The 25,383-nt window shown below is 70.1% G+C and carries 22 protein-coding genes and 4 pseudogenes; 13 read left to right on the top strand and 13 right to left on the bottom strand.

Translation table 11 applies throughout. The features are described from left to right. Positions 1-30: 30 nt before the first annotated feature. Complete coding sequence (locus tag ACWC1K_RS29245; protein WP_450835698.1) at positions 31-2,451, top strand: SpoIIE family protein phosphatase; 2,421 nt, start codon at positions 31-33, stop codon at positions 2,449-2,451. Between the two features lie 16 nt (positions 2,452-2,467). On the opposite strand, the gene ACWC1K_RS29240 is transcribed toward ACWC1K_RS29245, so the two are convergent. Beyond that, positions 2,468-4,081: a sodium/solute symporter gene (locus ACWC1K_RS29240; protein ID WP_450835697.1), complete on the bottom strand. Its 1,614-nt coding sequence runs from the start codon at positions 4,079-4,081 to the stop codon at positions 2,468-2,470. Continuing rightward, positions 4,078-4,587 (bottom strand): DUF485 domain-containing protein, encoded by a 510-nt coding sequence (locus ACWC1K_RS29235; protein WP_450835695.1) that lies wholly within the window; start codon positions 4,585-4,587, stop codon positions 4,078-4,080. Before ACWC1K_RS29235 ends, ACWC1K_RS29240 begins: the two co-directional genes overlap by 4 nt. A 214-nt stretch (positions 4,588-4,801) precedes the next feature. Here ACWC1K_RS29235 and ACWC1K_RS29230 point away from each other — a divergent pair, with 214 nt between their 5' ends. Then, positions 4,802-5,809, top strand: coding sequence for an NADP-dependent oxidoreductase (locus tag ACWC1K_RS29230; protein ID WP_450835694.1), 1,008 nt, complete (start codon positions 4,802-4,804; stop codon positions 5,807-5,809). Beyond that, positions 5,806-6,609, top strand: a complete 804-nt coding sequence (locus ACWC1K_RS29225) for an SDR family NAD(P)-dependent oxidoreductase (protein ID WP_450835692.1) — start codon at positions 5,806-5,808, stop codon at positions 6,607-6,609. The genes ACWC1K_RS29230 and ACWC1K_RS29225 overlap by 4 nt, the downstream gene beginning before the upstream one ends. Before the next feature lie 8 nt (positions 6,610-6,617). Here ACWC1K_RS29225 and ACWC1K_RS29220 read toward each other — a convergent pair whose 3' ends face one another. Continuing rightward, on the bottom strand, positions 6,618-7,055 hold the full coding sequence (locus ACWC1K_RS29220) for a MarR family winged helix-turn-helix transcriptional regulator (protein WP_450835691.1): 438 nt from the start codon (positions 7,053-7,055) through the stop codon (positions 6,618-6,620). Positions 7,056-7,184: 129 nt separating this feature from the next. Between ACWC1K_RS29220 and ACWC1K_RS29215 the strand changes: the two genes are divergently transcribed. Next, on the top strand, positions 7,185-8,693 hold the full coding sequence (locus ACWC1K_RS29215; protein WP_450835689.1) for an MFS transporter: 1,509 nt from the start codon (positions 7,185-7,187) through the stop codon (positions 8,691-8,693). Positions 8,694-8,859: 166 nt separating this feature from the next. After that, positions 8,860-9,657, top strand: a complete 798-nt coding sequence (locus tag ACWC1K_RS29210; protein WP_450835687.1) for a maleylpyruvate isomerase family mycothiol-dependent enzyme — start codon at positions 8,860-8,862, stop codon at positions 9,655-9,657. 24 nt (positions 9,658-9,681) lie between these two features. Here ACWC1K_RS29210 and ACWC1K_RS29205 read toward each other — a convergent pair. The 4 genes and pseudogenes from ACWC1K_RS29205 to mdlC all read right to left on the bottom strand — a co-directional run. Continuing rightward, positions 9,682-9,891 (bottom strand): annotated as a pseudogene (locus tag ACWC1K_RS29205) (M23 family metallopeptidase); the annotation flags it as partial. A 158-nt stretch (positions 9,892-10,049) separates the two neighbouring features. Beyond that, a complete protein-coding gene (locus tag ACWC1K_RS29200; RefSeq protein WP_450835685.1) occupies positions 10,050-11,333 on the bottom strand; it encodes an MFS transporter in 1,284 nt (427 codons plus the stop codon). A 58-nt stretch (positions 11,334-11,391) separates the two neighbouring features. Next, positions 11,392-12,846, bottom strand: a complete 1,455-nt coding sequence (locus ACWC1K_RS29195; protein ID WP_450835683.1) for a benzaldehyde dehydrogenase — start codon at positions 12,844-12,846, stop codon at positions 11,392-11,394. A gap of 67 nt (positions 12,847-12,913) precedes the next feature. Continuing rightward, positions 12,914-14,494 (bottom strand): benzoylformate decarboxylase, encoded by a 1,581-nt coding sequence (gene mdlC / locus ACWC1K_RS29190; protein ID WP_450835681.1) that lies wholly within the window; start codon positions 14,492-14,494, stop codon positions 12,914-12,916. 105 nt (positions 14,495-14,599) lie between these two features. Between mdlC and ACWC1K_RS29185 the strand changes: the two genes are divergently transcribed. The 3 genes and pseudogenes from ACWC1K_RS29185 to ACWC1K_RS29175 form a co-directional block, all read left to right on the top strand. Then, positions 14,600-15,532, top strand: a complete 933-nt coding sequence (locus ACWC1K_RS29185) for a LysR substrate-binding domain-containing protein (protein WP_450835679.1) — start codon at positions 14,600-14,602, stop codon at positions 15,530-15,532. Between the two features lie 74 nt (positions 15,533-15,606). Next, a pseudogene (locus ACWC1K_RS29180) lies at positions 15,607-15,735 on the top strand (IS701 family transposase); the annotation flags it as partial. Then, positions 15,736-16,062 (top strand): annotated as a pseudogene (locus ACWC1K_RS29175) (zinc ribbon domain-containing protein); the annotation flags it as partial. It abuts the pseudogene before it with no gap. A gap of 161 nt (positions 16,063-16,223) precedes the next feature. Here the strand turns inward: ACWC1K_RS29175 and ACWC1K_RS29170 are convergent. Continuing rightward, positions 16,224-16,715: pseudogene (locus ACWC1K_RS29170) on the bottom strand (4-hydroxy-2-oxovalerate aldolase); the annotation flags it as partial. Between the two features lie 318 nt (positions 16,716-17,033). Between ACWC1K_RS29170 and ACWC1K_RS29165 the strand changes: the two are divergent. Beyond that, positions 17,034-17,384: an antibiotic biosynthesis monooxygenase family protein gene (locus tag ACWC1K_RS29165; protein ID WP_450835678.1), complete on the top strand. Its 351-nt coding sequence runs from the start codon at positions 17,034-17,036 to the stop codon at positions 17,382-17,384. Positions 17,385-17,959: 575 nt separating this feature from the next. Here the strand turns inward: ACWC1K_RS29165 and ACWC1K_RS29160 are convergent. The 5 genes from ACWC1K_RS29160 to ACWC1K_RS29140 form a co-directional block, all read right to left on the bottom strand. After that, positions 17,960-19,120, bottom strand: coding sequence for an oxygenase MpaB family protein (locus tag ACWC1K_RS29160; RefSeq protein WP_450835676.1), 1,161 nt, complete (start codon positions 19,118-19,120; stop codon positions 17,960-17,962). 97 nt (positions 19,121-19,217) lie between these two features. Then, complete coding sequence (locus tag ACWC1K_RS29155) at positions 19,218-20,270, bottom strand: polyprenyl synthetase family protein (RefSeq protein ID WP_450835674.1); 1,053 nt, start codon at positions 20,268-20,270, stop codon at positions 19,218-19,220. Beyond that, positions 20,263-20,541 (bottom strand): polyprenyl synthetase, encoded by a 279-nt coding sequence (locus ACWC1K_RS29150; RefSeq protein WP_450835672.1) that lies wholly within the window; start codon positions 20,539-20,541, stop codon positions 20,263-20,265. Before ACWC1K_RS29150 ends, ACWC1K_RS29155 begins: the two co-directional genes overlap by 8 nt. Before the next feature lie 106 nt (positions 20,542-20,647). Continuing rightward, the gene (locus tag ACWC1K_RS29145) at positions 20,648-20,929 is read right to left on the bottom strand and encodes a DUF2750 domain-containing protein (RefSeq protein ID WP_450835670.1); all 282 of its coding nucleotides are present in this window, start codon (positions 20,927-20,929) and stop codon (positions 20,648-20,650) included. A 135-nt stretch (positions 20,930-21,064) separates the two neighbouring features. Continuing rightward, entirely contained in the window at positions 21,065-22,957 is a 1,893-nt protein-coding gene (locus ACWC1K_RS29140) for a hypothetical protein (RefSeq protein WP_450835668.1), read from the bottom strand. A 254-nt stretch (positions 22,958-23,211) separates the two neighbouring features. On the opposite strand from ACWC1K_RS29140, the gene ACWC1K_RS29135 reads away from it, so the two are divergent. The 4 genes from ACWC1K_RS29135 to ACWC1K_RS29120 all read left to right on the top strand — a co-directional run bounded on the left by ACWC1K_RS29135 (position 23,212) and on the right by ACWC1K_RS29120 (position 25,350). Then, positions 23,212-23,562, top strand: coding sequence for a SpoIIE family protein phosphatase (locus tag ACWC1K_RS29135; protein ID WP_450835666.1), 351 nt, complete (start codon positions 23,212-23,214; stop codon positions 23,560-23,562). Beyond that, entirely contained in the window at positions 23,534-23,698 is a 165-nt protein-coding gene (locus ACWC1K_RS29130) for a hypothetical protein (RefSeq protein ID WP_450835810.1), read from the top strand. Before ACWC1K_RS29135 ends, ACWC1K_RS29130 begins: the two co-directional genes overlap by 29 nt. 5 nt (positions 23,699-23,703) lie before the next feature. Then, complete coding sequence (locus tag ACWC1K_RS29125) at positions 23,704-23,889, top strand: hypothetical protein (protein ID WP_450835664.1); 186 nt, start codon at positions 23,704-23,706, stop codon at positions 23,887-23,889. 480 nt (positions 23,890-24,369) lie between these two features. After that, the gene (locus tag ACWC1K_RS29120; protein ID WP_450835662.1) at positions 24,370-25,350 is read left to right on the top strand and encodes a LysR family transcriptional regulator; all 981 of its coding nucleotides are present in this window, start codon (positions 24,370-24,372) and stop codon (positions 25,348-25,350) included. Positions 25,351-25,383 lie beyond the last annotated feature (33 nt).

The following is a 25,383-nucleotide window of genomic DNA, read 5'->3' as shown; positions in this document are numbered from 1 at the left end:
GACTGTCCCGGTACAGCGGTGGAGAAGCGGATGACGGAGTTCAGCGAAAGCCACGACGATCCGTTCGCCCTGCACCTCGTCGCCCTGGCGGTGCTCGACGACCGGGGAGTCGTGGTCGGATGGAACCAGCGGGCGCAGGAGCTGCTCGGCCACCCGGACACGGCCGTGATCGGTCGTCCGGCCTTCGAGTTTCTTGTCGGCCCGAGCGAAATGCCGGCCGCCAGGGAGGCCGCGGCAAAATGCAGAAAGGCCGGCGGCTGGTTCGGGCTGCTGAAGGTGCGCCACCGCGACGGGCGGCTCGTGGAGATGGGGCTCAGGGCCCATGCGCTCTCCCGCGACGGCCAGACCTGTGAGTGGCTCCTGGCCGGGGCACTCGCGGCCGACGTCCTGGAGTGGCAGCGGGACCGTGCGGTCCTCGACGGTCTGTACCGTCAGTGCCCGATCGGACTGGTCGTGCACGGCACCGACCTGAGGCTTCTCAGGGTCAACCGGGCCATCGAACGCTTCAGTGGCGTCCCCGCGGCGGGCTTCGAAGGGCTGCCCAGCGGACAGATGCTCATCCCCGACGACGCACGCAAGGCCCTGGACCGGGTGCGCCAGGTGATGGAGACGGGAAGACCGCTCGTCTACTCCGAGCAGTTCGTCCGCCTGGAGCAGGATCCGGGACGGGAACGGGTCGCCCTGGTCTCGTCCTTCCGCATGGAGGATCCCGCGGGCCGCATCCTGGGCGTGGCCGAGATGATCGAGGACATCACCGACCGTCATCGGGCCCAGCGCCGGCTCGCGCTCCTCGACCAGGCCGGCAGCCGTATCGGAACCACCCTCGACGTGGCGGAGACCGCCCGGGAACTCGCCGAGGTGATGGTGCCCCACCTCGCCGACCACGCGTCGGTGGACCTGCTCCAGCCGGTGACGCGCGGCGAGGAACTGGCACCGGCCCTGGCGGGGCCCGTCGTACGGCTCGGCGCCAGCAGCGTGGGGGCCCAGCAACCCGGCCCACCGCACCCCTACGGCGAGCCGGTGGACTTCGCGCCCGACTCACCCCAGGCCAGGTGCCTGTCCGAAGGGCGGCCCGTCCTGGAACCGGTGCTGCCGCCCGACTGGCTCTCGACGGAAGGCCACCAGGGAGCCCACGCTCCGGACCTGGGCGTCCACTCGCTGATCGTCGCACCCCTCGCCGCGCGCGGCATGGTGCTGGGCGTGATGACCCTGTGGCGTTCGCGCCGCCCCGACCCCTTCGAGGCGGACGATCTCACCCTCGCCCAGGAACTCGCCTCGCGCGCCGCCGTCGCCATCGACAACGCCCGGCGCTTCACCCAGCAACAGCAGACCGCGTTCACCCTGCAGAGCAGCCTGCTGCCCCGGGCGGTCCCGGACCAGCCGGCCGTCGAGGTGGCGCTGCGGTATCTGCCGGCCAGCGCGGCTCCGGGCCTGGGCGGCGACTGGTTCGACGTGATCCCCTTGTCCGGGGCCCGGGTCGCCCTCGTCGTCGGCGACGTGGTGGGACGTGGCATCCACGCAGCCGCCACCATGGGCCGGCTGCGGACCGCCGTACACACCCTGGCGAGCCTCGACCTGGAACCGGACGAGGTCCTCTCCCGGTTGGATGACATGGTCAACCTGCTGGCCGTCGAACAGGAGGCGGCGGGCGAACGGCCCGTGGGCGAGCAGGTCGTCGGCGCCACCTGCCTGTACGCCGTGTACGACCCGGTCTCGCGGCGGTGTTCCGTGGCCCGCGCCGGCCATCCGCCGCCCGTGGTGACCACTCCGGACGGACACGTCGCACCGCTCGACCTGCCCGCCGGCCCGCCGCTCGGCCTGGGCGGCCTGCCCTTCGAGGCCCGGGAGGTCGAACTGGCCGAGGGAAGCCTGCTGTGCCTGTACACCAACGGCGTCATCGGCGAACGCCACCTCGACCTCGACGCGGGCCTGTCCAAACTGTGCGCGGCGCTCACCCGCCCGGCGGACGCCCTGGAGCGAACATGCCAGGCTGTGGTCGACTCGCTCGTACCGTCGCGCCCCAGCGACGACGTCGCCCTGCTGATCGCCCGTACGCGCACGCTGCCGCAGGACGACGTCGCCTCGTGGCAGCTGCCGCCGGAGCCGGCCAGTGCCGCCCGCGCACGGGCGCTGACCTCGGCCAAGCTGACCGAATGGGGTCTGGAGCATCTGGCGTTCACCACCGAGCTGATCGCCAGCGAACTGGTCACCAACGTGTACCGGTACGCGAGCGGCCCCGCGACTCTGCGGCTGATCCGCGAACGGACCCTGGTGTGCGAGGTCAGCGACACCAGCCACACCTCCCCCCACCTGCGCCGCGCCCGTACGACCGACGAGGGCGGGCGCGGCCTGTTCCTGGTGGCGCAGATGGCCGAACGGTGGGGCGCCCGCTACACCCGCGAGGGCAAGACCGTGTGGACCGAGCAGTCACTGACCGGCATGCTCACCTGACCCTCTCAGGCCGCGGTCATTCCGCTGCGGCGAGCAGCCGTGCCTCGCTCTCGTCGTACAGTCGCCGGTTCACCCGGCTGTCGGCGGCGCGGCGCCGGTGGTCCAGGCGGCTGCCCAGCCACCCGGCCAGGTAGCCGAACGGGATGGAGATCAGCCCGGTGGACTGCATCGGGAACAGGTCGAAGCCGGCGTTCGGGAAGACGGCGGACGGTGTGCCCGAGACGGCCTTGGAGAAGATCATGAGCAGCAACGCGCAGGCCGCACCGCCGTAGAGGGTGGCGAGCAGGCCGGTGCGTGTGAATCCGCGCCAGAACAGGGAGTAGGTGAGCGCGGGTGCCACCGCCGACGCGCCCACGCAGATGGCCAGAGTGGTCAGCACACCGACGTTCCAGTTCTGGACGAGCGTGGCGAGCCCGATGGCCACGGTTCCCACGCCCACGCTCGTCCACGCCGCCACCGTCATCTCCGTACGCGGCTCGGCCTGTCCCCGCCGGGCCGCGTGGGCGAACAGGTCGTGGGCGAGCGAGGAGGCCGCGGCCAGGGTCATCCCCGCCACCGACGACAGCAGGGTGATGAACACCATGCCCGCCACGGCCGAGTAGAGAATCGTCGTGCCCGCGGAGGAGGCTCCGCCGAGCACCTGCGACAGCATGAGCACCGACGTCCGGCCCTGCGGGTCGGCCGCGGTGATGTACCGCGATCCCACCAGCGCCGCCGCGCCCGTACCCATGACGATCACGAGCAGACAGAAGGTGGTGACCGTGCCGACCGCCCACGACATGGAGCGACGCACGGCCGGCACGTCCTGCGCGGAGTACAGACGCATCGTGATGTGGGGGAGACAGGCCACGCCGAGGACCACGGTGATCTGGAGACCGACGAAGTCCAGCCGGTCGACGGCCGAGGTGCCCAGCTGAAGGCCCTGCTGGAGGAAGGCCGGGCCCGCGCCGCTGCCCTGCTGGGCCGCCCTGAGGACGTCGCCGGGATTCCAGTCGAATCGGTTCAGCACCAGAGCGGCGACGACGAAACTGGTGCCGATCAGGATCACGATCTTGATCATCTGGATGAGCGCGGTGCCCCGCATACCGCCGAGCGCCGCGTAAATGATCATCAGGCTGCCGACGATGACGATGCAGGCCGTCCTGGCGCCCGCCATGTGCGGGATGCCCAGGATGAAGGTGAGCAGTGACCCGGCCCCGGAGAGCTGGACGACGAGGAAGGGCACGGTCGCCGAGAGCGTCACGACGCAGGCGGCGACCCGCACCGCCCGCCCGGGCATATTGCGGGCCAGGACGTCACCCATGGTGAATTGGCCGGCGTTGCGCAGGGGTTCGGCCAGCAGGAACATCAGCAGGACCAGGGACAGGGCCGTGCTGACCGCGAGGACGTAGCCGTCGTAACCGGCGAGCGCGATGATGCCCGTGGTGCTCAGGACCGTGGCCGCGGAGATGTAGTCGCCCGCGATGGCCAGGCCGTTCTTGAGCGGGGTGAGCGAGCGGTAGCCGGTGTAGAAGTTCGTCAGATCGTCGCGTTCCGGTCCCGCCATCACGCACATCATCAGCGTGACGGTGACCAGCGTGGTGAACAGGACCAGGACGACAGCATGCGTCCCGGAGCTGAAGTCGTTCATCTCGCCGTCCCCGCGTTCCGGCCGGCGGGGACCGCCCGCTCCCTGACGGCCAGGGCCAACGGATCCACCGAGCGCTGTGCGCTGCGTCCGTACCAGAAGACCGCCGCGAAGGTGACGACGAGCTGGAAGACCCCCAGGGCCATTCCCAGGCTCAGCTCCCCGGCGACACTGGCCCCCATCAGGCCGGGCGCGTAGCAGGACAGCACGACATACACCACGAAGGAGCCGAGCGCGGTGAGGGTGGAGATCCGGCGGAGCGCGCGGTAGGCCGAGCGCAGGGCGGCGAGGTCGGCGTGGGGCCGCTGGGTCTCGTGCGCGTACGGCTCGTCCCAGGAAGCCTGTCCGTACGGCTCGGTCCACGAAGCATGCCCGTACGACTCGGTCCAGGGGGCTTGCCCGTACGGCTCGTACCGCGGGGCGTTGTGTCCGTACCGCTGGTGCTCGGTGTGGGGCGGCGGCCACCCCGTGTCCGAGGGTGGATACCGGTTCTCGTCGGCGAATGTCATCGCAGGGCCTTCCGCTACGGCGATGGCTGTGAGCGGCGCACAATACCGACTGGTTGGAATGCCCATAAGGTCGTCGCGGGTCACGTTTCGGGGTCGGTACGGCTCTCTGGGTGCAGGTCGGCGGGCGGCGTGCCGGCGTGTGGCGAACATCATGCACCAGGCATACCTACTGGTCGGTACCCTGCGGCGGAAGCCGTGAACGACAGGAGGCGCGATGTCTGCGACCAACCGCCAGATCCGTCTGGCAGCCCGCCCCGTGGGCGAGGTCAAGCCCGAGGACTGGGAGCATTTCGCAGGGCCCGTGGACGAGCCGGGCCCGGGCCGATTCGCGGGCCGGACGCGCGTGATCTCCCTGGACCCGGCGATGCGGGGCTGGCTGGACGACCGTCCCTCCTACCTGCCGCCAGTGGGCATCGGCGAGGTGATGCGCGCCGGGTCGGTCATCGAGGTCACCGCGTCGGATCACCCCGACTTCCACCCGGGCGATCACGTGGTCGGCACGTTCGGCGTCCAGGAGTACGTGGTTTCCGACGGCAAGGGTGCCCTGAAGATCGACACCTCCCTCGCCCCGCCCTCGACGTATCTCGGCGCGCTGGGCATGCCCGGCATGACCGCCTACTTCGGTCTGCTGGACGTCGGGGCGCTGAAGGACGGTGAGACCGTCGTGGTGTCGGGAGCGGCCGGGGCGGTCGGCACGATCGCCGGCCAGATCGCGAAGGCCAAGGGCTGCCGGGTCGTGGGCATCGCCGGAGGCCCGGACAAGTGCGCCATGCTCGTCGACGAGCTGGGTTTCGACGCGGCCATCGACTACCGCGCCGAGGACGTCAGGAAGGCGCTGCGCCGGGAGGCCCCCGACGGCATCGACGTCTACTTCGACAACGTCGGAGGGGACATCCTCGACGCGGCCCTGACGCGGCTGGCGATGCACGCGCGGGTCGTGGTCTGCGGTGCGATCAGCCAGTACAACAACGCCACGCCGGTCAAGGGCCCCTCCAACTACCTCTCGCTGCTGGTGCGCCGCGCCCGCATGGAGGGCTTCGTCGTCTTCGACTACGCCAAGCGCTACGCGCAGGCGGCGCAGGAGATCTCCGCCTGGATCGGGGCCGGCCGCATCAAGGTCAAGGAGCATGTGGTGAAGGGGAGCGTGGACGACTTCCCCCAGACGCTGGGGATGCTCTTCCGCGGGGAGAACGTCGGCAAGCTCGTCCTGGAGCTGGCATGACGGCCGTCGAGAGCGCCGTCGCCGCCCGGCCGGGACAGGCGGAGGGCGCCGCGCTCCAGGGCAAGGTGGCGATCGTCACCGGCGGTGCCAGTGGACTGGGCCGGGCCACGGCACTGGCGCTGGCGGAGGCGGGGGCACGCGTGGTCGTCGCGGACCTCGACGCGCGGGGCGGCCGCGAGGTGGCCGGCCTGGCCGGCGGCCGTTTCCGCGCCTGCGACGTCTCCGATCCCGACGCCAACCGCGCGCTGGTGGACTTCGCCCAGGAGCAGTACGGCGGCGTCGACATCGCCTTGCTCAACGCCGGGGTGGCGACCGGATGCGGCGTCGGTGAGGACTTCGACCTGGCACGCTACCGTCGGGCGATGGGAGCCAACCTCGACGGCGTGGTCTTCGGCACCCATGCGGTGCTGCCGGCGCTGCGGGCCCGCGGGGGAGGGGCCATCGTGGCGACCGCGTCCCTGGCGGGCCTGGCCGCCGTACCGCTCGATCCTCTGTACGCGGCCAACAAGCACGCGGTCGTAGGGCTTGCCCGTTCCCTGGGGCCGGCTCTCGCGGCGGACAACGTACGCTTCAACGCTGTCTGCCCCGGCTTCGCGGAGTCGCGGATCATCGATCCGCTGCGCGACATGCTCTCCCAGCAGGGGCTGTCGGTCATTCCGGCCGAGGTCGTGGCGGACACCGTGCTGCGGATCCTCACCGGAGACGGCACGGGGGAGTGCTGGTTCATCCAGCCCGGCCGCGATCCGGAGCCGTTCCGGTTCCGTACGGTCCCTGGTCCCGGCGAACCTGTCGGCGTCTGAGAAGACCGTCAGGCGGTGGTGGGCTGAGAGGCGAACGCGCGCTCGAGCAGTGCGTACAGAGTGTCCTGCTCCTGCTCGCTGAGTCTGCTCAGCCCGGCCAGCGTCTTGTTCATCTTCCCGCGGATCGCGTCGATGACCTGCTCGCCCTCCTCGGTGAGCAGGACGTTCTTGACGCGCCGATCGGAGGGGCTCGGCTCGCGGCGCACCAGACCGCGCTTCTCCAGCCGGTCGACGATTCCGGTCATGTTGGAGGCGTCGCAGGTCAGCGTGGTGGCCAGTGTGCTCATGGAGGCGGGTCCCCGGCGCAGCACGTTGAGCGTCTTGCCCTGGCTGGCCGTGAGGTTCTCGCTCGCGGCGGCGACCGTGAAGTCGCCGTAGTAGGCAGCCAGGGACACCGAGAGCAGCTCCATGAGCCGGGAGGTGTCGACGCGAGAGGGTGCTGTCATGAGCGTCACCTTACGCCTGAAAACTTGACGATCTCAAATATTGATGGCTACGGTCTCGCCATTACTTGAAGTTCTCAAGCGTCGATGTTCTCAAGTAGTTCGTCGAGCTCTCACGTAGGGAAGAGATCCGTGCCTCACGCGCAGAAGACGGCGCCCCGGAGACAGTCAGCCGACACCGCGGTCGTCCTGGTGCTGGGCCTCGCCGCGATGGTCGTCTCGATGATGCAGACGCTCGTCGTCCCGATCCTGGGAATCATCCAGAGCGACCTGCGGGCGACCACGGCCAACGTCAGCTGGGTGACCACCGCCACGCTTCTGTCGGCCGCGGTCTTCACACCGCTGCTCGGCCGCTTCGGTGACCAGCACGGCAAGAAGCCCACCCTCGTGGGCGTGCTGCTCGTGATGATCGCGGGCTCGGTGCTCGCCGCCACCACCACCTCGCTGACGTGGCTGATCGTCGCCCGAGTGATGCAGGGTGCGGCCACCGCGATCTTCCCGCTCGCCCTCTCCATCCTGCGTGAGGAGATCAGGCCGGAGAAGCTGCACGGCGCCATGGCCCTGGTCAGCGGCACGCTCGCGTTCGGCAGTGGACTCGCGCTGGTCGGCGCCGGGCTTCTGACCCGCGGCTCCGACCCCGACTACCACCGGGTCTTCTGGCTCGCGGTGGTGCTCGCGGTGATGGCGCTGGCGGGTGTGCTGTTCACCGTGCCCGCTTCCCGGACGACCACGGGCGGGCGCACGGACTGGCTGGGCGCGGGCACCCTGGCGATGCTGCTGGTGCTGCTGCTTCTGCCGGTCTCGCAAGGACACGAGTGGGGATGGATGTCCGGCCGTACGCTCGGCTCCTTCGCCGGGGCCGTCTTCATGGCGGTGGTGTGGGTCGTCGCCGAGCGCCGGGTCAAGGAACCCATGGTGGACATGAAGATGTTCGTCCACCGGCCCGTTCTCTTCACCAACCTGGCCGGGCTCCTGCTGGGCTTCGCGATGTTCGCCCAGTTCATCGGTGTCTCGTATCTCGTCCAGATGCCGGAAGGCGTCGTCGGCTACGGATTCGGCGCCTCCGTGCTCGAAGCGTCCGTGGTGTATCTGCTGCCGACCACACTCGTCTCGCTCGTGGGCGCCCAGTTCGGCGGGGTCCTGGTGCGCCGGCTCGGTGCGCGCTTCACCCTGGCCGCCGGGGCCTGCTTCGGAGTGCTCGGCTTCACGTGGCTGAGCGTCGCGCACGATGTGACGGCCTCGGTGATCGGCGCCGGCATGGTCATCGGCCTGGCGATCAGCTTCGGCTACGCCGCCATGCCCGCGCTCATCGTCGCCGGCGTGCCCGCCCACCAGTCCGGTATCGCCAACGGCATCAACTCCATCTCCCGCTCGGTCGGCAGCGCCGTCGCAAGCGCGGTGATCACCTCGTTGCTGGCGTCGAAGACCATCCCGCTGCCGGGCGGAGGGCCCGCGCTGCCGCAGGAGAGCCAGTTCACGACGACCTTCGTGATCGCCGGAGCGGCCTTCGGCCTGGTCGTCGCCGTGGCCCTCGTCGGCATCAAGTCGTCGCACGCCCCTCGTACGTCCGTGCCGAGGAAGGTCGCGGACTCCTCGACGGCGGGGCTTGCGGAGGCGGAGGCCGGTGCCGAGCTCGTGTGACCGTGCTTCAGGCGCTGTCGCTGTCTTCTGGCTCTGCCACTGTCTCCAGGCGTTGCCGCCGTCCGGAATCATCGACAGGTTCAGCCACGACAAAGCAGTCCTCACCCAGCCGTCTGCTTGACCCCGCAGTCTCCTTGAACCCGCAGTCTCCGAAAGGCATGTCACGATGACGACGTCCGACCACACCCAGCACGCGCCCGCTGCCACCACGGTCGATCACCGCACCGCGGTCGCGGCGGAGACCGCCCGGTTCGTCGCGGCGGTCAAGGACGCCGACCTGGCCACGGCGGTGCCCAGCTGTCCCGGCTGGACGCTGGCCGACCTGGTCAGGCACACGGGCAGCGTCCACCGCTGGTTCTCGGTCCTGCTGCGGGCGCGCATCCAGGAACCCCCGCGCACGCGTGACGTGGACCTTCAGCTCCCCGGCCAGGAGGACGGATACATCGACTGGCTGGCCGAGAGCGCGACCGTGGCCGCGGACGCCTTCGCGGTCACCGACCCGGACCTGCCGATGTGGGCCTGGGGCGCCGACCAGCACGCCCGATTCTGGGCACGCCGGATGCTCTTCGAGACCCTGCTGCACCGGGCCGACGCCGAGGTCGCACTCGGACTCCGGCCCACGATCGACCGCCCGGTCGCGGTGGACGGGATCGACGAGTTCCTCGTCAATCTGCCCTTCGCCACCTTCTTCGCGCCCAAGGTGGCCGACCTCCGTGGCTCCGACACGACCATCCGCTTCCGCACGACCGACGGGGACGACGGCTGGGTCGTCCGCCTGCGACCCGACGGCTTCGGGCTCGACCCGGCTCACCCGACCGCGGCCCCCACTGACGCGACCGTCCAGGGAACCGCGGCCGACCTGCTCCTCCTCGTCTACGGCCGACTGCCCTACCAGGCAGAGGCCTTCGCCCACGAGGGCGACGAGCACCTGCTGACCCACTGGTTCGCCAACTCCGCGTTCTGAGAAGGCGCCGGCCCCCTCACACGCTCACCAACTGGGCCTGGCGACACCGGCGTAGGACCAGGTGGAGCCCTTCGACATCTCGAAGTGCAGAGGCGGCCCGGTCGCGTTGCCGGTGGAGCCGACCTTGCCGAGCCGCCTTCCGGCACGGACCTTCTGACCGGCCTTCACCTGCCGTTCCGAGAGATGGCAGGAGGTGGAGATGTGGCCGTTGTCCGCGTGCGGCCCGATCCATTGCCCGTAGGTTTTCCCGTCCGGTTCCGGCTTCCAGGCGTACGGACCACGTGCTTGAAGCTCTCCTCTCCCTTCGCAAACTCATGCTGTCGGGGTTCTTCACCGCATCAAGTACAGGGCGGTACGGCCCCTTCAGTGCCGTACCGCCCCTCCGATATGGGTCAGACGGCGGGTTCGGCGGCCGGTGCGCCCGCGGTTGCCTCCGCCTGTGCCGCTGCGGCCCGGCCGGGCAGGGTGAGCACGGCCAGGAATCCGGCGACCGCCACGGCGGCGAAGAAGTAGAAGCCCCAGGGGTGGCCGATGCCTGCCGCCACGAGGGCACCGGTGATCGACGGGCCGACGATGGAGCCGATACGGCCGATGCCCGAGGCCGAGCCGAGGGCGGTGCTGCGGACCGAGGCCGGATAGAAGTTCGTCACGTACGCGTAGATCAGCACCTGGGCGGAGAAGACGAACACGCCGGTGAGGAAGACGACGGTGTCGAGGAGCAGGTCGCTGTGCATCCTGATGCTGAGGCAGGCCAGCATGGCCACCGATATCGCGAACCAGCCGAGCGCAGTGGGCTTGATGCCGCGCCGGTCGGCCACGAAGCCGCCCAGCACCAGGCCGGCGACCCCGCCGACGTTGAGGATGAGCAGTTGGGTGACCGCCGTGGGGATGGGGTAGCCGGCCTCGTTCATGAGCTTGGGCAGCCAGGTGTTGAGGCCGTAGACGAGGAGCAGGCCCATGAAGGAGGCGACCCAGATGCCGATGCCGGCGCGGAGGTAGGCCGGCTTGAGGAGTTCGCTGAATGCGACGCGCTGGGAGGCGGGCGCTTCCTTGGTTCGGACGAACGCCTCCGACTCCGGCAGGCGGAACCACTGAATGACCGCGATGACGAGGCCGGCGGTGCCGAGGACGTAGAAGAGGACCTGCCAGTTGTCGGTGACCTGCAGGGCCAGCAGGGACGTGATCACGGCACCGGTGTGGTAGCCGGTCATGGTCAGGGTGCTGGCGCGAGCCCGGCGTGCGGCGGGCATGTGCTCGGCCATCATGGTCAGCGACGCCGGCATGCAGGCGCCGAGACCGATACCGGCGACGAGCCTGAGCGCGGCGAACATCGTGACGGAAGTGGCCATGGGCAACAGGAGGGTGAAGACGGAGAACTCCACCACCGAGCCGATGAGCAGCAGGCGTCGTCCGAAGCGGTCGGCGAGCGGGCCGACCAGGACGGCGCCGATGGCGACGCCTACGAGGGAAAGCGTGGCGACCGTGGTGGCGTCCGCGGCCGTCATGCCCAGGTGATGGGTCTTGAGCAGGGTGGGGATGATGGCGCCGAGGACGACGAGGTCGTACCCCTCGAGCATGACGGTGATCCAGCACAGGACCACGGTCCAGACGTTGCGGTCGGACGTGCCTGTTCTCGAGGCGGCGTCGGTGGTGTTGGGTGAGGTGATGGGTGTCATGGCTGAGTTCCCTTTGTAGCGGCTACGGGGGAGGGGACGGGGGACGGGGGAGCGGGGATCAGAACGGGTAGTCGGCGATGTCCGGGCGGACGGTGACCCACTGGACCTCGGTGAAGGCCTCGACGTTGGCGGCGGCTCCACCGAAGCGGGACCCGGTGCCGGAGGCCTTGACTCCGCCGAACGGGGCGTTGGGCTCGTCGCTGACGGTCTGCTCGTTGATGTGGACCTTGCCGGAGTCGATCTGGTCGGCGAGCTTCATCGCCGTACCGACGTCGCCGAGGATGCCGACGGACAGGCCGTACTCGCAGTCGTTGACGATCCGCGCGGCCTCCTCGAGCGTGGAGAAGCCGATGACGGGTGCGACGGGGCCGAAGATCTCCTCGCGCCACGCCCGCATGTCGGTGGTGAGACCGGTCAGGACGGTGGCCGGGTAACCGGCACCTTCGATCTCACCGCCCGCGGCCAGCGTCGCGCCCGCCGCGACGCTGTCGGTGACGATGCCGTGCACCCGCTCCAGCTGCCGCCGGTCGATGATCGGGCCGAGCGCCACGTCCTCGCGGGCGGGGTCCCCGACGGGCAGCGCCCGGGCCTTCGCGGCCAGCGCGGCGCTGTACTCGTCGAGCAGCGACTCGTGCACGATGTGGCGACCGGTGGTCATGCAGATCTGCCCCTGATGCAGATACGAGCCGAACGCACCGGCGGAGGCCGCCTTCTGCACGTCCGCGCCCGGCAGCACCACCAGCGCGTTGTTCCCGCCGAGTTCGAGGTGGGCGCGCTTGAGCAGACGGCCCGCCAGCTCACCGATCGCGCGGCCGACCGGAGTGGAGCCGGTGAAGGAGATGACCCGTACCTCGGGTGCTTCGACGACCGCCTGGCCGACCTCGCTGTCGCCCGGCAGCAGATGCAGCACTCCGGAGGGCAGCCCGGCCTCCTCGAAGATCCGGGCGATGACCACGCCACCGCTCACCGCCGTACGCGGATCGGGCTTCAGCAGGACCGCGTTGCCGAGCGCCAGCACGGGTGCCACCGAACGCAGTCCGAGGGCGAGCGGGAAGTTGAACGGCGCGATCACGCTCACGACGCCGGCGGGGCGGCGCCGGGCGAACGACCAGCGCACCTCCTCGGACGTCAGTACTTCTCCCTGAGGGTGCGTGGGCAGTGCCGCGCACTCGAACGACTCGCCGATCGCCAGCTGCACCTCGAACGCCGCCTTGGCCCGTACCGAGCCCGCCTCGCGTATCAGCCAGTCCTCGATCTCGGCGGCGTGCTCGGTGAACAGCTCGCCCGCGCGGCGCAGTACAGCCGTCCGCTGCTGCGGGGGAGTTGCCGCCCAGGACCGCTGCGCCTCGGCGGCCCGGGTGGCGGCGCGGCGCACGTCCTCGGGCGTGGCCAGGCCGGCGGTGCCGAGCTGCGCGCCGGTCGCCGGCTCGGTGACCTGGTGCTCGCGGGTGGCTTCCTGCCAGCCGTCGCTGAGGAATTTCTTGCTCCAGACGTCGTTGTCCAGGAGTGTCATCGCTCTTCCTTCCGTTATCTGAGGGGGATGACTTCTGTGAGGTGTGTTCGTGGGGTGGGCATCGTGGTCAGGACGGTGTCGTGAGCGCTGTGTCGACCTGGACGAGCCGGGGTCCGTCCGGGCGCCGGGACAGCACCGCCCGTAGTTCGTCCACGCTCTCGACGTGCTGGGCGGACACGCCGTAGCCCTCCGCGATGCGGGTGAAGTCCAGGCCCGGGATGTCCATGCCCGGTGCGTCCGGGACACCCAGCAGGCCGCTGAACCAGCGCAGCGCGCCGTAGGTTCCGTTGCGCAGCAGCACCACGGTCACGGGCAGGCGGTGCTGGGCGGCCGTCCACAGGGCGGTGATGCCGTAGTTGGCCGAGCCGTCCCCGATCACGCCGACGACCGGCCGGTCGGGCTGGGCCATGGCGACCCCGACGGCGCCGGGCAGGCCGAAGCCGAGTCCGCCCGCTGCCGGGAAGTAGTAGGAGCCGGGCCGCCGCAGGTCCATCTGGCGCCACCACGAGGAGTTCGTCGAGGTCGACTCCACCACGTACGCCGTGTCGTCGGGCAGTTCGTCCCGGAGGGAGGCGAAGACCTCCTCGGGATGGAGCCGCGTCCCCTGTCCGGTGGCCGGCGCGGGGACGGGCCGGTAGTCGCCCGCCGGCTCCGTCGCCGCGTCGAGCTCCTCGAGCAGCAGGTCGATGACGGCGGCCGGGTCGGCGACCAGAGCCTCGCCCATCGGCGCGCGGGCGGCGGCGGAGGCGTCCTCCGTGACCTGGATCAACCGGGTGCCCTCGGGCAGATACCGGCCGGGCAGGTACTCGTGATAGCGGAAGACCGGTGCCCCGAGCACCAGCACGAGGTCGTGACCCTCGAAAGCCTGGGAGACGGGTTCGATCCCCGCCGGCAGCACCCCGCGGAACTGCGGGTGGCGGTTGGGGAAGGGCAGCCGGAACAGCGACGGTGCCGCCCACACCGGAGCGCCGAGCCGCTCCGCGAGCCGCACCGCGTCGTCGAAGAGACCGTCGGAGTCGATGTCACCTCCCAGCACCAGTGCGGGCCTGCGCGCGGAGGTCACCGCGTCGGCCAGCCGGCGTCCCTGCTCCGTGCCGGGCACTGCGGCGCGGTGCACCTGCCGGTCCAGCACGGCCGATGCGTTCTCGCCCGCGTCCACCGCCCAGTCGTCGTAGGGGACGGAGAGGTAGGTGGGCCGGCGCTGCAACCCCGCCTCGAAGACGGCCTGGGCGAGGGCCCGGGGCACGTCCTGGGCGCAGGCCGGTTCGGCGGCCCAGCCGACGAGCGGCTTCATCAGGGACGGGGCGTCGACGTTGGAGAGGTTGGCCTCCGGTCCGATGGCCGGCCGCACCTGCTGGCCGGCCAGAACGACCAGTGGAGTGCGCGAGGCCACGGCGTTGGTGAGCGCGCCCATCGCGTTGCCCGAGCCGGACGCGGCATGCAGGTTGACGAGCACCGGACGCCCCGTGGCCTGTGCGTAGCCGTCCGCCATGCCCACCACGGCGCCCTCGTGCAGCCCCAGGACGTATCGGAAGCCGTCCGGCAGGTCGGCGAGGAAGGGCAGCTCGTTGGAGCCGGGATTGCCGAAGACGGTGGTGAGCTCCTGGCGTTGGAGGAACTCATGGCAGACACTGCGCACGGAGGGCACAGACGTTCCTTTCGCAGCGACGTCGAAGTGACGCAGGCCACGCTAGGCAGCGCACGACATTCGGACCAATAGATGTTGACGGGCTGCGATATAGGCTCGCTCGATATGAGCAGCTTCGATCTCAACCTCGCCCGCGTCTTCGTGCTCCTCTACGAGACCGGCAGCGTCACGGCGACGGCGGAGACGCTGCACGTCACCCAGCCCACGGTGAGCTACAGCCTGGCCAAGTTGCGCCGGCACTTCGACGACGAGCTCTTCCGGCGCACCGGCCGCGGCCTGACCCCGACCGCCGGCGCTCAGCGCCTCTACGAGCCCTTGCAGCGCGCGCTGGCCGGCATGGACGCCGTGATCCGCCAGGACAACGACTTCGACCTGACCGCCATGTCAGGGCGTTTCACCGTCGCCCTCTCCGACCTGGGCCAGGCCACCCTGCTGCCCCGGCTGGTCGCGGCGGCCCGCGAGCGGGCTCCCGGCGTGTCCTTCACCGTCCGCCCGTTGGACGTGGACGCCGTCGAGAGCCAGCTGCGCCGCGGTGAAGTCGACGCCTTCGTTGCCACGCCGGTCCTCACGTCCCACCGCACCGTCCGCATCCCGCTCTTCCACGAGCGTTACGTCGGTATGGTCGCCTCCGACCATCCCCGCATTCGCGGCGCCTCCGTCACGCTGGCGGACCTCGCGGCCGAACACCACGCGACGGTGTACGGCCCCCACGGCCACGTCGTGCCCCGCTCGCTCCTGGCCACGCACGGCCTCCTGGAGCGCGTCGCCGTCGACGCGACCCGCTTCACGGTGCTGCCCTACCTGCTGGAACACACCGACCTCATCGCGATCGTCCCCGAGTACGCCGGTGAGGTGTTCACCGCCTCCCACCGCCTCCGCCTCGTGAGTCTCCCGTTCGACACGGAACCGATCGAAGTGGCGCTCTACGCCCGGCACGAGGCATCACGCAGTCCGTCCCAACGGTGGCTGGTGCAGTTCATGGCTGATGTTCTGGGGGAGCTGGTCAGCCCTGCACAGCTGCCGCCGAGTGCGGGCTGAGCGATCGGCCGCGCTCTCGCCATGCGCACAACGCGCCGGTCGTGCCTTGCCGGGCGGCCTGGTCGGCGGCGGACGGCCCGGCGGGCCGGAAGAACAGCTGGCAGCTCGCCGAGCACACGGGCCATGCCACCCAGTGCGGCTTGCAGCGGCTGCTGACGTGGTGTCAGTGGGATCCAGGCGAGATCCGTGATGACCTGCAGGAGAAGAACGGCAGTCTGGCCCGCGCTAACAGTGATGCGGCCTGATCCGAGTTCCGGAGCATGCTGGAGTACAAGGCCCCGTGGTACGGCCGCGAAGTGATCGCTATCCACCGGTGGTTCCCCTCCTGCAAGCTGTGCTCCACCTGCGGCAGCTTGCAGGACAAGATGCCACTGAACGTCCGTGAGTGGACGTGCGCCTGCTGGACGACCCACGACCGCGACGTGAACGCGGCGAAGAACGTCCTGGCCGTCGGGCTGACGGTGTCGGTCCGTGGAGCTGGTGCAAGACCTCAACGGAGCACTCCGGGCGAGCAGTCGGTGATGAAGAGGTCGGCGACGTCGTCGCCTTCCTCGCCTCTCCGCGCAGTGTCGCCATCAACGGCGACGCGATTCCCGTGGGCGGAGGGGCGCCGGGGTCCATCCATTACTGAGTCACTCGCGCACCATCCTGTGCCCGGCCCGGTGTCCACCACCGTGCCGGGCACGGTCGTTCAGGCCGCTTCCCCGCGGGCCGCGGCCAGGTCGAGAGCCACATCGGTGATCATGCCCTCCTGCCCGCCGACCATCTTGCGCCGGCCCACCTCGACCAGGATGCCGCGCGTGTCGAGGCCGTAGCGCTCGGCGGCGGTCTAGGCGTGGCGCAGGAAGCTGGAGTACACGCCCGCGTGGCCGAGGCTGAGCGTCTCGCGGTCGACCCGCACCTCGCGGTCCTGCAGGGGGCGTACGAGATCGTCGGCCGCGTCCATCAGCGGGAACAGCTCGTAGCCGTGCTTCCAGCCCATCAGGTCGGCGGCCGCGATGAAGGCCTCCAGCGGGCCGTTGCCCGCGCCGGCGCCCTGGCCGGCCAGCGAGGCGTCGACCCGGGTGACGCCGTTCTCCACGGCGACCACGCTGTTGGCCACTCCGAGGGCGAGGTTGTGGTGGGCGTGGATGCCCAACTCCGTCGCGGGGTCGAGGACTTCGCGGTAGGCGCGGAAGCGGTCCGGCGACGACTGCTGACAGGGCTGCTCCGTACCGGATTTGTCCCCAGCCGATCATGGCAGGGCCTTTCGTCGTCCTCACCGTCCTGGCTGAAGCAGCGCACTACGAGGGACGCGTCGTCCTCGACCTCACAGGCCGCGCCGTGTCCTCGGGCCGTGACCAGGCATCGACGCCTTGCGCCCGCGAGCACTCACCGGACGCCGGCCAGGGGCAGGCAGCGGTGCGGAGTGGTGGTGAAGGGTCAAGAGTTGGATCCCTTGTGGATCCCTTTCGGCAAGGAGGGTGGACGAGGGGTCGGGCCCGGGACGATCGTGAACGACATGAGCGATCAACGCGTTGTACCTGTCGCGGCCCATGAGCCGCCCTACTACGCCGTCGTCTTCACCTCCCTGCGCACCGAGGCGGACGGTGGATACGGCGAGACCGCCCAGCGCATGGGCGAGCTGGTGAAGGAGGTTCCCGGGTTCCTCGGCGAGGACTCCGCCCGCACGCCCGGCGGGCTCTCCGTCACCGTCGCCTACTTCCGGGATCTGGCCGGGATCGAGGAATGGCGCAACCACGCCGAGCACCGGGCCGCCAAGACGTACGGGCGGGAGCACTGGTACGAGCGGTACTCCCTGCACATCGCCAAGGTCGAGCACAGCCACGGCTTCGAGCGGGGCGGCGAGTGACCGAAGGGACCTGCAACCGACCCCTGACCTGAGGGCAGAAACTGTGCGGGCGTGGCTCGGTGAACACCTCTATGGACTCGAGGCGTTGAGCGGTGACGATCTACACGAGCAGCCCAACGCAGCACGGGATCAGGAACCACGAGACGGCGTTGACGATCTCGCGCACGGTCGGCCGTGGTTTGTCCAGGGTTGCGGTGCAGGCAGTGGTCTCGATGGAAAGCCGCGGGGGTGTCGACGACCGGCAGTCGACCGACCGTCAGAACCTCGCCTGGACGAGGCCGGGATCGAGGACCCGGTCGTCTTCGAAGAGGACCCTGACACCTCCAGCCGCCTCCACCCCCTCCAGCTGCCGATGGTCAGCGAGTTGCTGACGTACGCGCGGCCGGGCGACACCGTGCACATCGACGGCGCGTTCTCCGCCATGGACCTCACCGCCCGCCACCCGCGCACCGGAGAATTGCTTGGGGAGCCCCGGCTACCACTGCATGCTCGGCATCGCCTGCCTCCGCAACCTCACCCTCGCCGGCTCACTGCCTCCCGCAGAACAATGTAGGGAAGTTCGAGCGACGTGGCGGTCAGGAGACGGTGGCGGCAGGTGGGGTCCATCGGCGGGTGCGAGGCATCGCGCTGGAGATGCCGTAGTCCTTCTTGAGCTGCTCGGGAATGGCGTAGTGCATGACGCGTCCGCGCGTGAGAGAGGACAGCTCGAAGACAGTCGTGAGGTGGCCGAGACGGTCCAGGGCCCAGGCCCCGAAGGGGGAGCGGTCCTCGATGGTCTCCAGGACGCCGAGGAGATGGGGCACGGCCTTGACGACGGTGTCCCACGGGGTGTGCGGCACGTTGAGCCAGTCGGCGCAGGTGTCCCCGATGAGGTAGCGGATGAGAGCGGAAACGATCGGGTCGAAGAAGGTGCCGGGCACGATCTCCTCGTAGAGGTCGATGAGCTGCTGGGTCAGATGCGCGCCCTCTTCGGAAGGCCCCATGTGCCGGATCATGTACAGGTCCAGGAAACGGCGGGCCTCGCCGAGGGTCTTGGGGGCCGCGTCCTGGTCGATGCCAAGCATCGCACCGACCACCTGCCACGCGTAGTAGTAGGCTTCCGCCCCTTCCTGCGACATGTGGATGCCGAGGCGGTGCAGGCTGTCCAGCACGAGCAGGGAGAAGAACATCTGCCCGCCGATCATGTCCTCCTGACAGATCGGCACTCCCAGAGCGTCGGTGTCCCAGCGGTTCTCGCGCCCCAGGTGGTGGCGGATGGAGGCGTGCAGGAGGCGGACCTTCTGGACGGCGGGGATGAAGCGGCTGCCGGCTTCAAAGGCGTCGGGCTGCATCAGGTAGACGGTGAACTGGCCCGTCTCCGCCATGCGTTTGGACGGGTACTTGAGCCCGTGGGTGGCCGACAGCAGCTTCGCCACGTGCGGCACGACGTAGCAGGCGGGCATGGAGGCGAAGGACAGCGCGGTGGAGATGTGCACGTTGTTGTCGATGAAGAACAGCCGGGCCTTCTCCATTTCCGACCAGTCCACCCAGGACGGCGGGGTGCCGGTGGCCGCAAGGTACTCGCGCGCCACGTCCGGCAGACCCTCTGGAAGGGGAGCGCCGGCGGTGGAGACGTAGCGCATCAGGGTGTTGAACGTGCCCACCTGGCCGCGTTCGAACAGTGCGGCGACGGTGGCGTCGGCGAGTTCGTCACCGACCTGCCGCAGGGCGTCCATCGATGCCTCGGTGCACGTCATGGCGGGGCTCCTTGTCTTCCACGGGATCATCCATGAGCGGCCGGAGATGGCAGCGGCCGGACATGGCAGCAGGTTGCGCCACCTCGGGTGCAAAGGGTCAGCAGAGACGGTCTGCCGCCGACTGCGCCAGCGCGGTCAGGGCAGCGCCGGCGTGCGTGGGGGCATCCAGCTTGTGAAGCGCGGCGAGCGCCTCCTCGACCCGTGCGCTGATCATTTCCTCGACGCGGTCGGGTGCCTTCAGCCGGCGCATCACTTCACGGACCGCGTTCAGAGCATCCGTGTCCAGACGGCGACGGCCCAGGAAGGCGTGCAGCCTCTCGCGGTCGTCGGCGCCGGCGAGGCGCCAGGTCTCTGCCAGCAGCGCAGTGGGGCGGTGGCCGCGTAGGTCGTCGGCATTGGCCTTGCCGGTGCGTTCCGGGTCTCCGAACAGGCCGAGCAGGTCGTCCCGCAGCTGGAACGCCTCGCCCAGCGGCAGCCCGTACGCGGAGTAGCACTCCCGCAGCCGCGCGCCGGCCCCGGCCAGCGCACCACCGATCAGCAGGGGCTGCTCGACGGTGTATTTGGCGGTCTTGTAGCGGATCACCTTCAGCGACGCCGCGGTGTCCGGACCGGCTCCGGTGCGCAGGATCTCCAGGCACTCGCCCGCGATCAGCTCGCGGGCCATCACCGACCACAGAGGACGGGCGCGGGCGAGGTACGCGGCGGGCAGGCCGCTGGTGGCGAACAACTGCCCGGCCAGTGCCATCAGCAGGTCACCCACCAGCATCGCCAGCGACCTGGCGGCGGCATCGGTGCGCGGACGACGTCGCACGGCGCCGCGCAGGGTGACGTGTGCCGTGGGTCGCCCGTGCCGCAGCGGGCTGTCGTCGATGAGGTCGTCGTGCACGACTGCGGCGGCGTGCACCAGCTCCATGGACGCCGCCGCCCGCACCAGCGCGGCGCTGTCCGGCTGTCCCACCGCGCGCCAGCCCCAGTAGCAAAACGCCGCCCGCAGCCGTTTGCCGTCCGCGGCCGCGGCCTCCAACTCCTCGGCCACCGGGGCAAGGAGCGGATCGATCGCGGCGAACAGATCGGCCTCCTGGGCGACGAAACGGCGCACCACCTCGTCGACACGGATCTTGAACGCGGCCTGCTCCCACCGGTCAGTCATCAGCAGCGGTCTTCCGAGCCAGGGCGTGCCGAGCCAGGACCTCCAGGTGGGCCGGCGGGACGGCCGCGTACCGGTCCAGCACCAGGCGCCCACGCGCCGCGAGGTCGTTCTCGGCCTGCGCTGCCAGCTCAGCAGCGTCCGAGCGACGCAGCAGCCCCCGCACCGTCCCCATGGCCGAACCCAGCGTGCTCACCGCCAGATCGGCCAGCCCGGCCACCAGCAGCACGGCCTGCTCGTCCAAGCCCCCGCGCCGTCCCACTTCTCGCGTCATGCTTTCCCCCCACCCACAGCACATCCCCGCGGCGCCGGTCACAGGCCGTCCGTTCGAGCATCGCGTCCCCCCGGGCGCGAACACGGAAGAACTCACGATCGAGTGATCACATCGATCGGCCGTACGGGCCACCGTTGCTGCAGTCCCGCCCCCATGCCAAGCAAGTACCCCACCAGGTGTCCAAGGACATGGATTCAACGCGTAGCCCCTGTCCCCAGATCTTCGCTGCCCTCTGGGCGCGGGCCGAGGGCGACCAGAAGGGAAGACTTCGCGTGCCGTCCACGGAGCGGGAAGTGGGGCTTCCGTCGTCATCCCGGACAAACCAGACCACTTGGTTCTGGCGAACGTCTCGGAAGAATGCCGCCGCCTGCGAACCACTTTGACTCATGACCAACGTGACTGACGTTCCCCGCCACTCATTTCATTAGGAACTCTAAGCGCCGACATGGTGGAGCTTTGCCGGGAGTGTATGGCCGGATTCGCTATTCGTCGCACGCATCATGGAAGTGCGGTGACCATCGCATCAGGTTCTCCGCAGGACTCGACCTGCGCCGGCCGCGACGGTGGTGGCCAGCAGCCAGCCGGTGCCGATGAGGACGATCCCCACCCACTGCATGGCCCCGGACGGCTCGTACGCCCGCTCCTGGCCGAGGTCGACCAGCGGCAGCAGGAGATCGAGGGTGTAGATGACCGGCTGGAAGCGCGGGTACGGTCCGCCGCCCACGGGATCGGGGGGCCACGTCCCGAAAAGTGCGGAACCGGCGGCCAGCAGGCACAGCAACAGCCATACGGCCCGCAGCGGGCGGTATCCGTAGCCGACCGCTGCGTCCTGCAGCAGGCTCCACAGCCGGGCGGGGGAGGCGAGGGTCGGCCGCAGGCTGCGCTGCTTGGCGACCAGGACGGTCCGGGCGTCGGCGTCCCGGCCGTGGCGTTGGTAGACGCCGGCCAGTTGCTCGTAGGGCTGGGGCTTGAAACCCTCGGGGTCCCGCATCAACCAGGGGAGGCGTTCCGCGGCGGGCAGGGTGGGACGCAGCATGTCGTACACGGTGCCGTCCACTCTGAGGGATGTCGGCCAGTGGGCAGGGCTGTCCCGGATCAGCATCACTTTGGTTCGGCTGAGGGCAACGTGTCCCCTGGGCGACTCCGCGAACTGCAGGGACAGTTGGGCCGCCGTCGTGCCCCGGCAGGCGAGGGCCTCCTCTGCTCCGGCCGCGTCCAGGATCGCTCCTTGGAAGGACAGGTAACTGCGGACGGTGGCATTACTGATGCCGATCCTGCCGTGAGCGGTAAGGCCGCGACCGAAGTGTGCCACCCCGCCCACGTCGATCCCATTGGCGCTCAGGGCGCTCAAGTCGTCCCCGGGTGCCGTCAGTTCGGCCCCGTCCAGCAGGAGCGAGCCGCCGATCCGAGCGTCGCACAGGTCGACGGTGCCGTGCGCGGAGAGGCCGTCCCGGCAGTCGAGGTCGCCGCCTATGTGTGCGCGGGCCGCGGTGAGCGCCGTACCCGCAGGGTGGTTCAGGCGGGCGCCCTTGAGGACGACGCTGCCGCGTATCGAGGTGTCCGCGAGGGTGATCGGTCCGTCGACGACGAGCCCCCGCTCGGCCTGGATATCGCCTCCGACCTGGGCGCAGCCCAGATGAAGGGCGTAGTCGCCCGCGTCCAGGCCCGGGCCCGTGAGGGTCGCGTCGAGGAGCTCCAGGGACGCCCCGATCGAGGCCCCGCAGAGGTTGACCGTTCCAGCGCAGGAGAACCCGCGCCCCATGTACAGGCCGCCGCCGACGGTGAGTTCGGACATCTGGAGATTTCCCCTGGGGGTACTGATCGTCGCTCCCCGGAGTATGAGCAGGTCCTGCACGCGGGCATTGGTCAGGTAGAAGGTGCCTGCGCATTCCAGACCGGTCGCCGACAGGGATTCGTTCACGGCGACGGACCGGGCGTCGATGGCGGCTTCCCCGGGACCGGGGCGGACCTTGGTGCCGTCGAGGGAGAGATGGGTGCCGACGGTCAGCGAGCGCAGGTCCAGTGTCCCGTTCGCCGTGCAGCGGGTGACCTTGAACTCCTGGGCGACCCGCACGCTGTGCGCCCGCAGCCCGGGGAGTCGGCACTCGTCGAGTTCGAGCGCCTCCAACTGTGCGCCGTCCAGGCGCGGCGCCCCGTCGAGCCGGCACCGCCGCAGGCGTACGGCCCCACGTACGACGCCCTCGGACAGGTCCAGCTCCCCGCGTATCCGCACGCCCCGCAGCCGGAGCCGGGCGAGGTGGCCCGAGCGCGGGGGCGGAGTGATCAGCAACAGCTGGCGCACGGCCTCTCCCCGTACCTCCGGCACACCCTCGCACCACTCGCCGCGCCGGTAGGCCTCCCACATCCGGCACTCGCCCTCGTCCCACCCCGTCGGCGGGTCGTCATCGTCCGCCACCCGAGTCCCCCTCATTGCAGTGACGCCGATCGAATACCACGTTGCTGCCCACGCGGGGGAAGAAGTATCCGGGCTCCATATGGAGGACTGGTCGGTCGCCCACCAGGAGCTGGCCCTGGCCCACCGCGGTGCCGGCGACCTGAAGCAGGCCCTGCACTCCGTCGACGTCGCGCGTACCGCCGGCACGGTCGACTCCCCGATGCAGCGGGTGAGGCTGGACACCGCCTACGGGCACCCGGCCCGACAACGCCCCCGTGGTCAGCTTCTGTTCTCTGGCTCGCGCGGGACACCCGCCGCCCGTCGTGGTGACCCGGGACGGCACGGTCGATCTCCTGGATCTGCCGCCCGGCCCGCCGTTGGGCCTGGCCGGCTTGCCGTTCGAGGCGGCTGAGGTCGAGGTGCCCGAACGAAGCCTGCTCGCCCTGTACACGGACGGCCTGATCGAAGCCCGTGACCACGACCTCGAGGCAGGCCTGGCGCAGCTGCGCCACGCACTCGGTCACCCTCCGCTTCCCTGGAGGTCGCCTGCGACACCGTGCTCCAAGCCCTGCTGCGCCCCGGTCGCCCCGGGGCGATGTGGCCCTGCTGCTGGCCCGCACCCGTAGCCTTGGGGACGGCCAGGTGGCCGCCTGGGACCTGGACGCCGACCCGGCGAGCGTGTCCCGGGCCCGTTCGAGCGTCGCCCAGCAGCTGATCGCGTGGGGACTGGAGGACATCGGCCTGACGACCCGCGCGCGCTGATCGCGGTGTCCACCGCTTCCAGCCGGTCCAAGGCCGACCAGGACCCCAGAACCCGGATGCCGCCGTCGCCTGGCTACGGCTGCCGGTACGCCACCCACTGGGTGGCCGACAAGACCCGCTACCGGCTGGCCGCCGACCCCGCCGACCCCGCCGCGCTCACCCGGTGGGGGAGGTCGGGGCGGGCGGAGTAATCCGCGTCGGCGATCGCAGTGGACTCGAGGCCAACAGCCACGACAAGCAGCTCTGCCTCTACTGCGAGACCGGAAACAAGGACAACGTCTACGGCGGGAAAACGGGCTACCGTAACAGCATTTGTAGGGGCCACTACGAGGACTCGAACCAGTACTCCAGCAGTACCACGATGATGACGTCGGTGCGCCGCTCGCCGCACCTCGCGACGGGCGGCCGCGAACAAGCACGGCATGAACGTGCCGAGCCTCGTCGGCCCGATGGCCTGTCAGGGACAAGGGCGACCCGGTGAATCTTGCCGATATGTGCAGACTGGCACCATGATGCCGGTGCAACGCCGCAGCGTTCGCACGGAGGTTTTACCGTTCCGTGGTTGCCGCTCCCACGGGTCCGTCAGATTCTTGGTCACCATGCCGTCGGGCAGCTGGTTCTGCTGGTCACGGGGGGTGCATAGGTCCCTCCGCGCTGAGCGGGGAATGGTCATGCACCTCGAGTTCCGGCACCTGCGTGTCCTGCTCACCGTCGCCGAGGCCGGCAGCATCCGCAAGGCCGCCGCACGACTGCAGCTCTCTCAGCCGGCCACGAGCGCTCAACTGAAGCGGATCGAACACGAGCTGGGCGGCCCGCTCTTCGTCCGCAGCGCCGATGGGGTGACGCCGAACGAGAACGGACAGTACGTCCTGCGCTGCGCCCGTGACCTCGTCGTCGGCTTCGACCGGCTGCGCGAGTACGCGCGCTCGGCGGCCGAGGCGGACAGACAGGCCACCGCCCCGCTGAGGGCGGGCGGAACCGCCGGCCCTCTGGTGTCCCTGCTGCTCTCCGCCCTCTTCGAACTCGTCCCGGAACGCCGGCTCACCATAGATGCCCGCCGCTCCGTGCACACCCTGCTGAAATCGCTGAGCCTGTCGAAATGCGACATCGCGGTCTTCGGTGAGTTCCCGGGCTTCCCCCTTCCGGTCGGCGACTCGGTGACGACGCGCACACTGCTCCGCGAGCCGGTCTTCGTCCTGCTTGCCGAGGACCACCCGTTGGCCCGCCAGGAGATGGTCAGCCTCCATGAGCTGGCGGGCGAGGAGTGGGTCATGCCGGAGGCCGACGAGAGCGGTGTGCACGCCTACCTTCATCTCACCTGCCAGTCAGCGGGATTCACTCCGCGCATCGCCCATGTGACGCCGGACCTGTCCGTGGCGCAGATCCTGGTCGCCGGCCGTCGTGCCGTCTGCGGCGTGTGGCCGACCGCCGATGTCTCCGCCCAGGGCACCGTGCAGCGTCCGCTCGTGGACGTCCCGTTCCACCGGCGGTTGCTGCTGGCCTGGAACACGGCATCGGTGCCACCCGAGCTCGCCGACGCGGCGTGCGAGCGTCTGCTGGCTGCCTATCTCTCGCTGGTGCGGCAGCGGCCGCAGTATCTGACCTGGTGGGAAAAGGGGGGAGAGGGATTCGCCCTCGGCGAGCGCAGGTGACCGGCCGGGCCACGGGTTCCCGTGCCCTATAGC

The sequence above is a fragment of the Streptomyces sp. NPDC001492 genome, assembly GCF_053597275.1.
This window is presented reverse-complemented; position numbering and strand designations above follow the sequence as displayed.

Coding starts and splice junctions, on each gene's coding strand:
- ACWC1K_RS29245 (WP_450835698.1), top strand. CDS start 31: ATGACGGAGTTCAGCGAAAGCCACGACGATCCGTTCGCCCTGCACCTC.
- ACWC1K_RS29240 (WP_450835697.1), bottom strand. CDS start 4,081: ATGAACGACTTCAGCTCCGGGACGCATGCTGTCGTCCTGGTCCTGTTC.
- ACWC1K_RS29235 (WP_450835695.1), bottom strand. CDS start 4,587: ATGACATTCGCCGACGAGAACCGGTATCCACCCTCGGACACGGGGTGG.
- ACWC1K_RS29230 (WP_450835694.1), top strand. CDS start 4,802: ATGTCTGCGACCAACCGCCAGATCCGTCTGGCAGCCCGCCCCGTGGGC.
- ACWC1K_RS29225 (WP_450835692.1), top strand. CDS start 5,806: ATGACGGCCGTCGAGAGCGCCGTCGCCGCCCGGCCGGGACAGGCGGAG.
- ACWC1K_RS29220 (WP_450835691.1), bottom strand. CDS start 7,055: ATGACAGCACCCTCTCGCGTCGACACCTCCCGGCTCATGGAGCTGCTC.
- ACWC1K_RS29210 (WP_450835687.1), top strand. CDS start 8,860: ATGACGACGTCCGACCACACCCAGCACGCGCCCGCTGCCACCACGGTC.
- ACWC1K_RS29200 (WP_450835685.1), bottom strand. CDS start 11,333: ATGACACCCATCACCTCACCCAACACCACCGACGCCGCCTCGAGAACA.
- ACWC1K_RS29195 (WP_450835683.1), bottom strand. CDS start 12,846: ATGACACTCCTGGACAACGACGTCTGGAGCAAGAAATTCCTCAGCGAC.
- ACWC1K_RS29185 (WP_450835679.1), top strand. CDS start 14,600: ATGAGCAGCTTCGATCTCAACCTCGCCCGCGTCTTCGTGCTCCTCTAC.
- ACWC1K_RS29165 (WP_450835678.1), top strand. CDS start 17,034: ATGAGCGATCAACGCGTTGTACCTGTCGCGGCCCATGAGCCGCCCTAC.
- ACWC1K_RS29160 (WP_450835676.1), bottom strand. CDS start 19,120: ATGACGTGCACCGAGGCATCGATGGACGCCCTGCGGCAGGTCGGTGAC.
- ACWC1K_RS29155 (WP_450835674.1), bottom strand. CDS start 20,270: ATGACTGACCGGTGGGAGCAGGCCGCGTTCAAGATCCGTGTCGACGAG.
- ACWC1K_RS29150 (WP_450835672.1), bottom strand. CDS start 20,541: ATGACGCGAGAAGTGGGACGGCGCGGGGGCTTGGACGAGCAGGCCGTG.
- ACWC1K_RS29145 (WP_450835670.1), bottom strand. CDS start 20,929: ATGAGTCAAAGTGGTTCGCAGGCGGCGGCATTCTTCCGAGACGTTCGC.
- ACWC1K_RS29120 (WP_450835662.1), top strand. CDS start 24,370: ATGCACCTCGAGTTCCGGCACCTGCGTGTCCTGCTCACCGTCGCCGAG.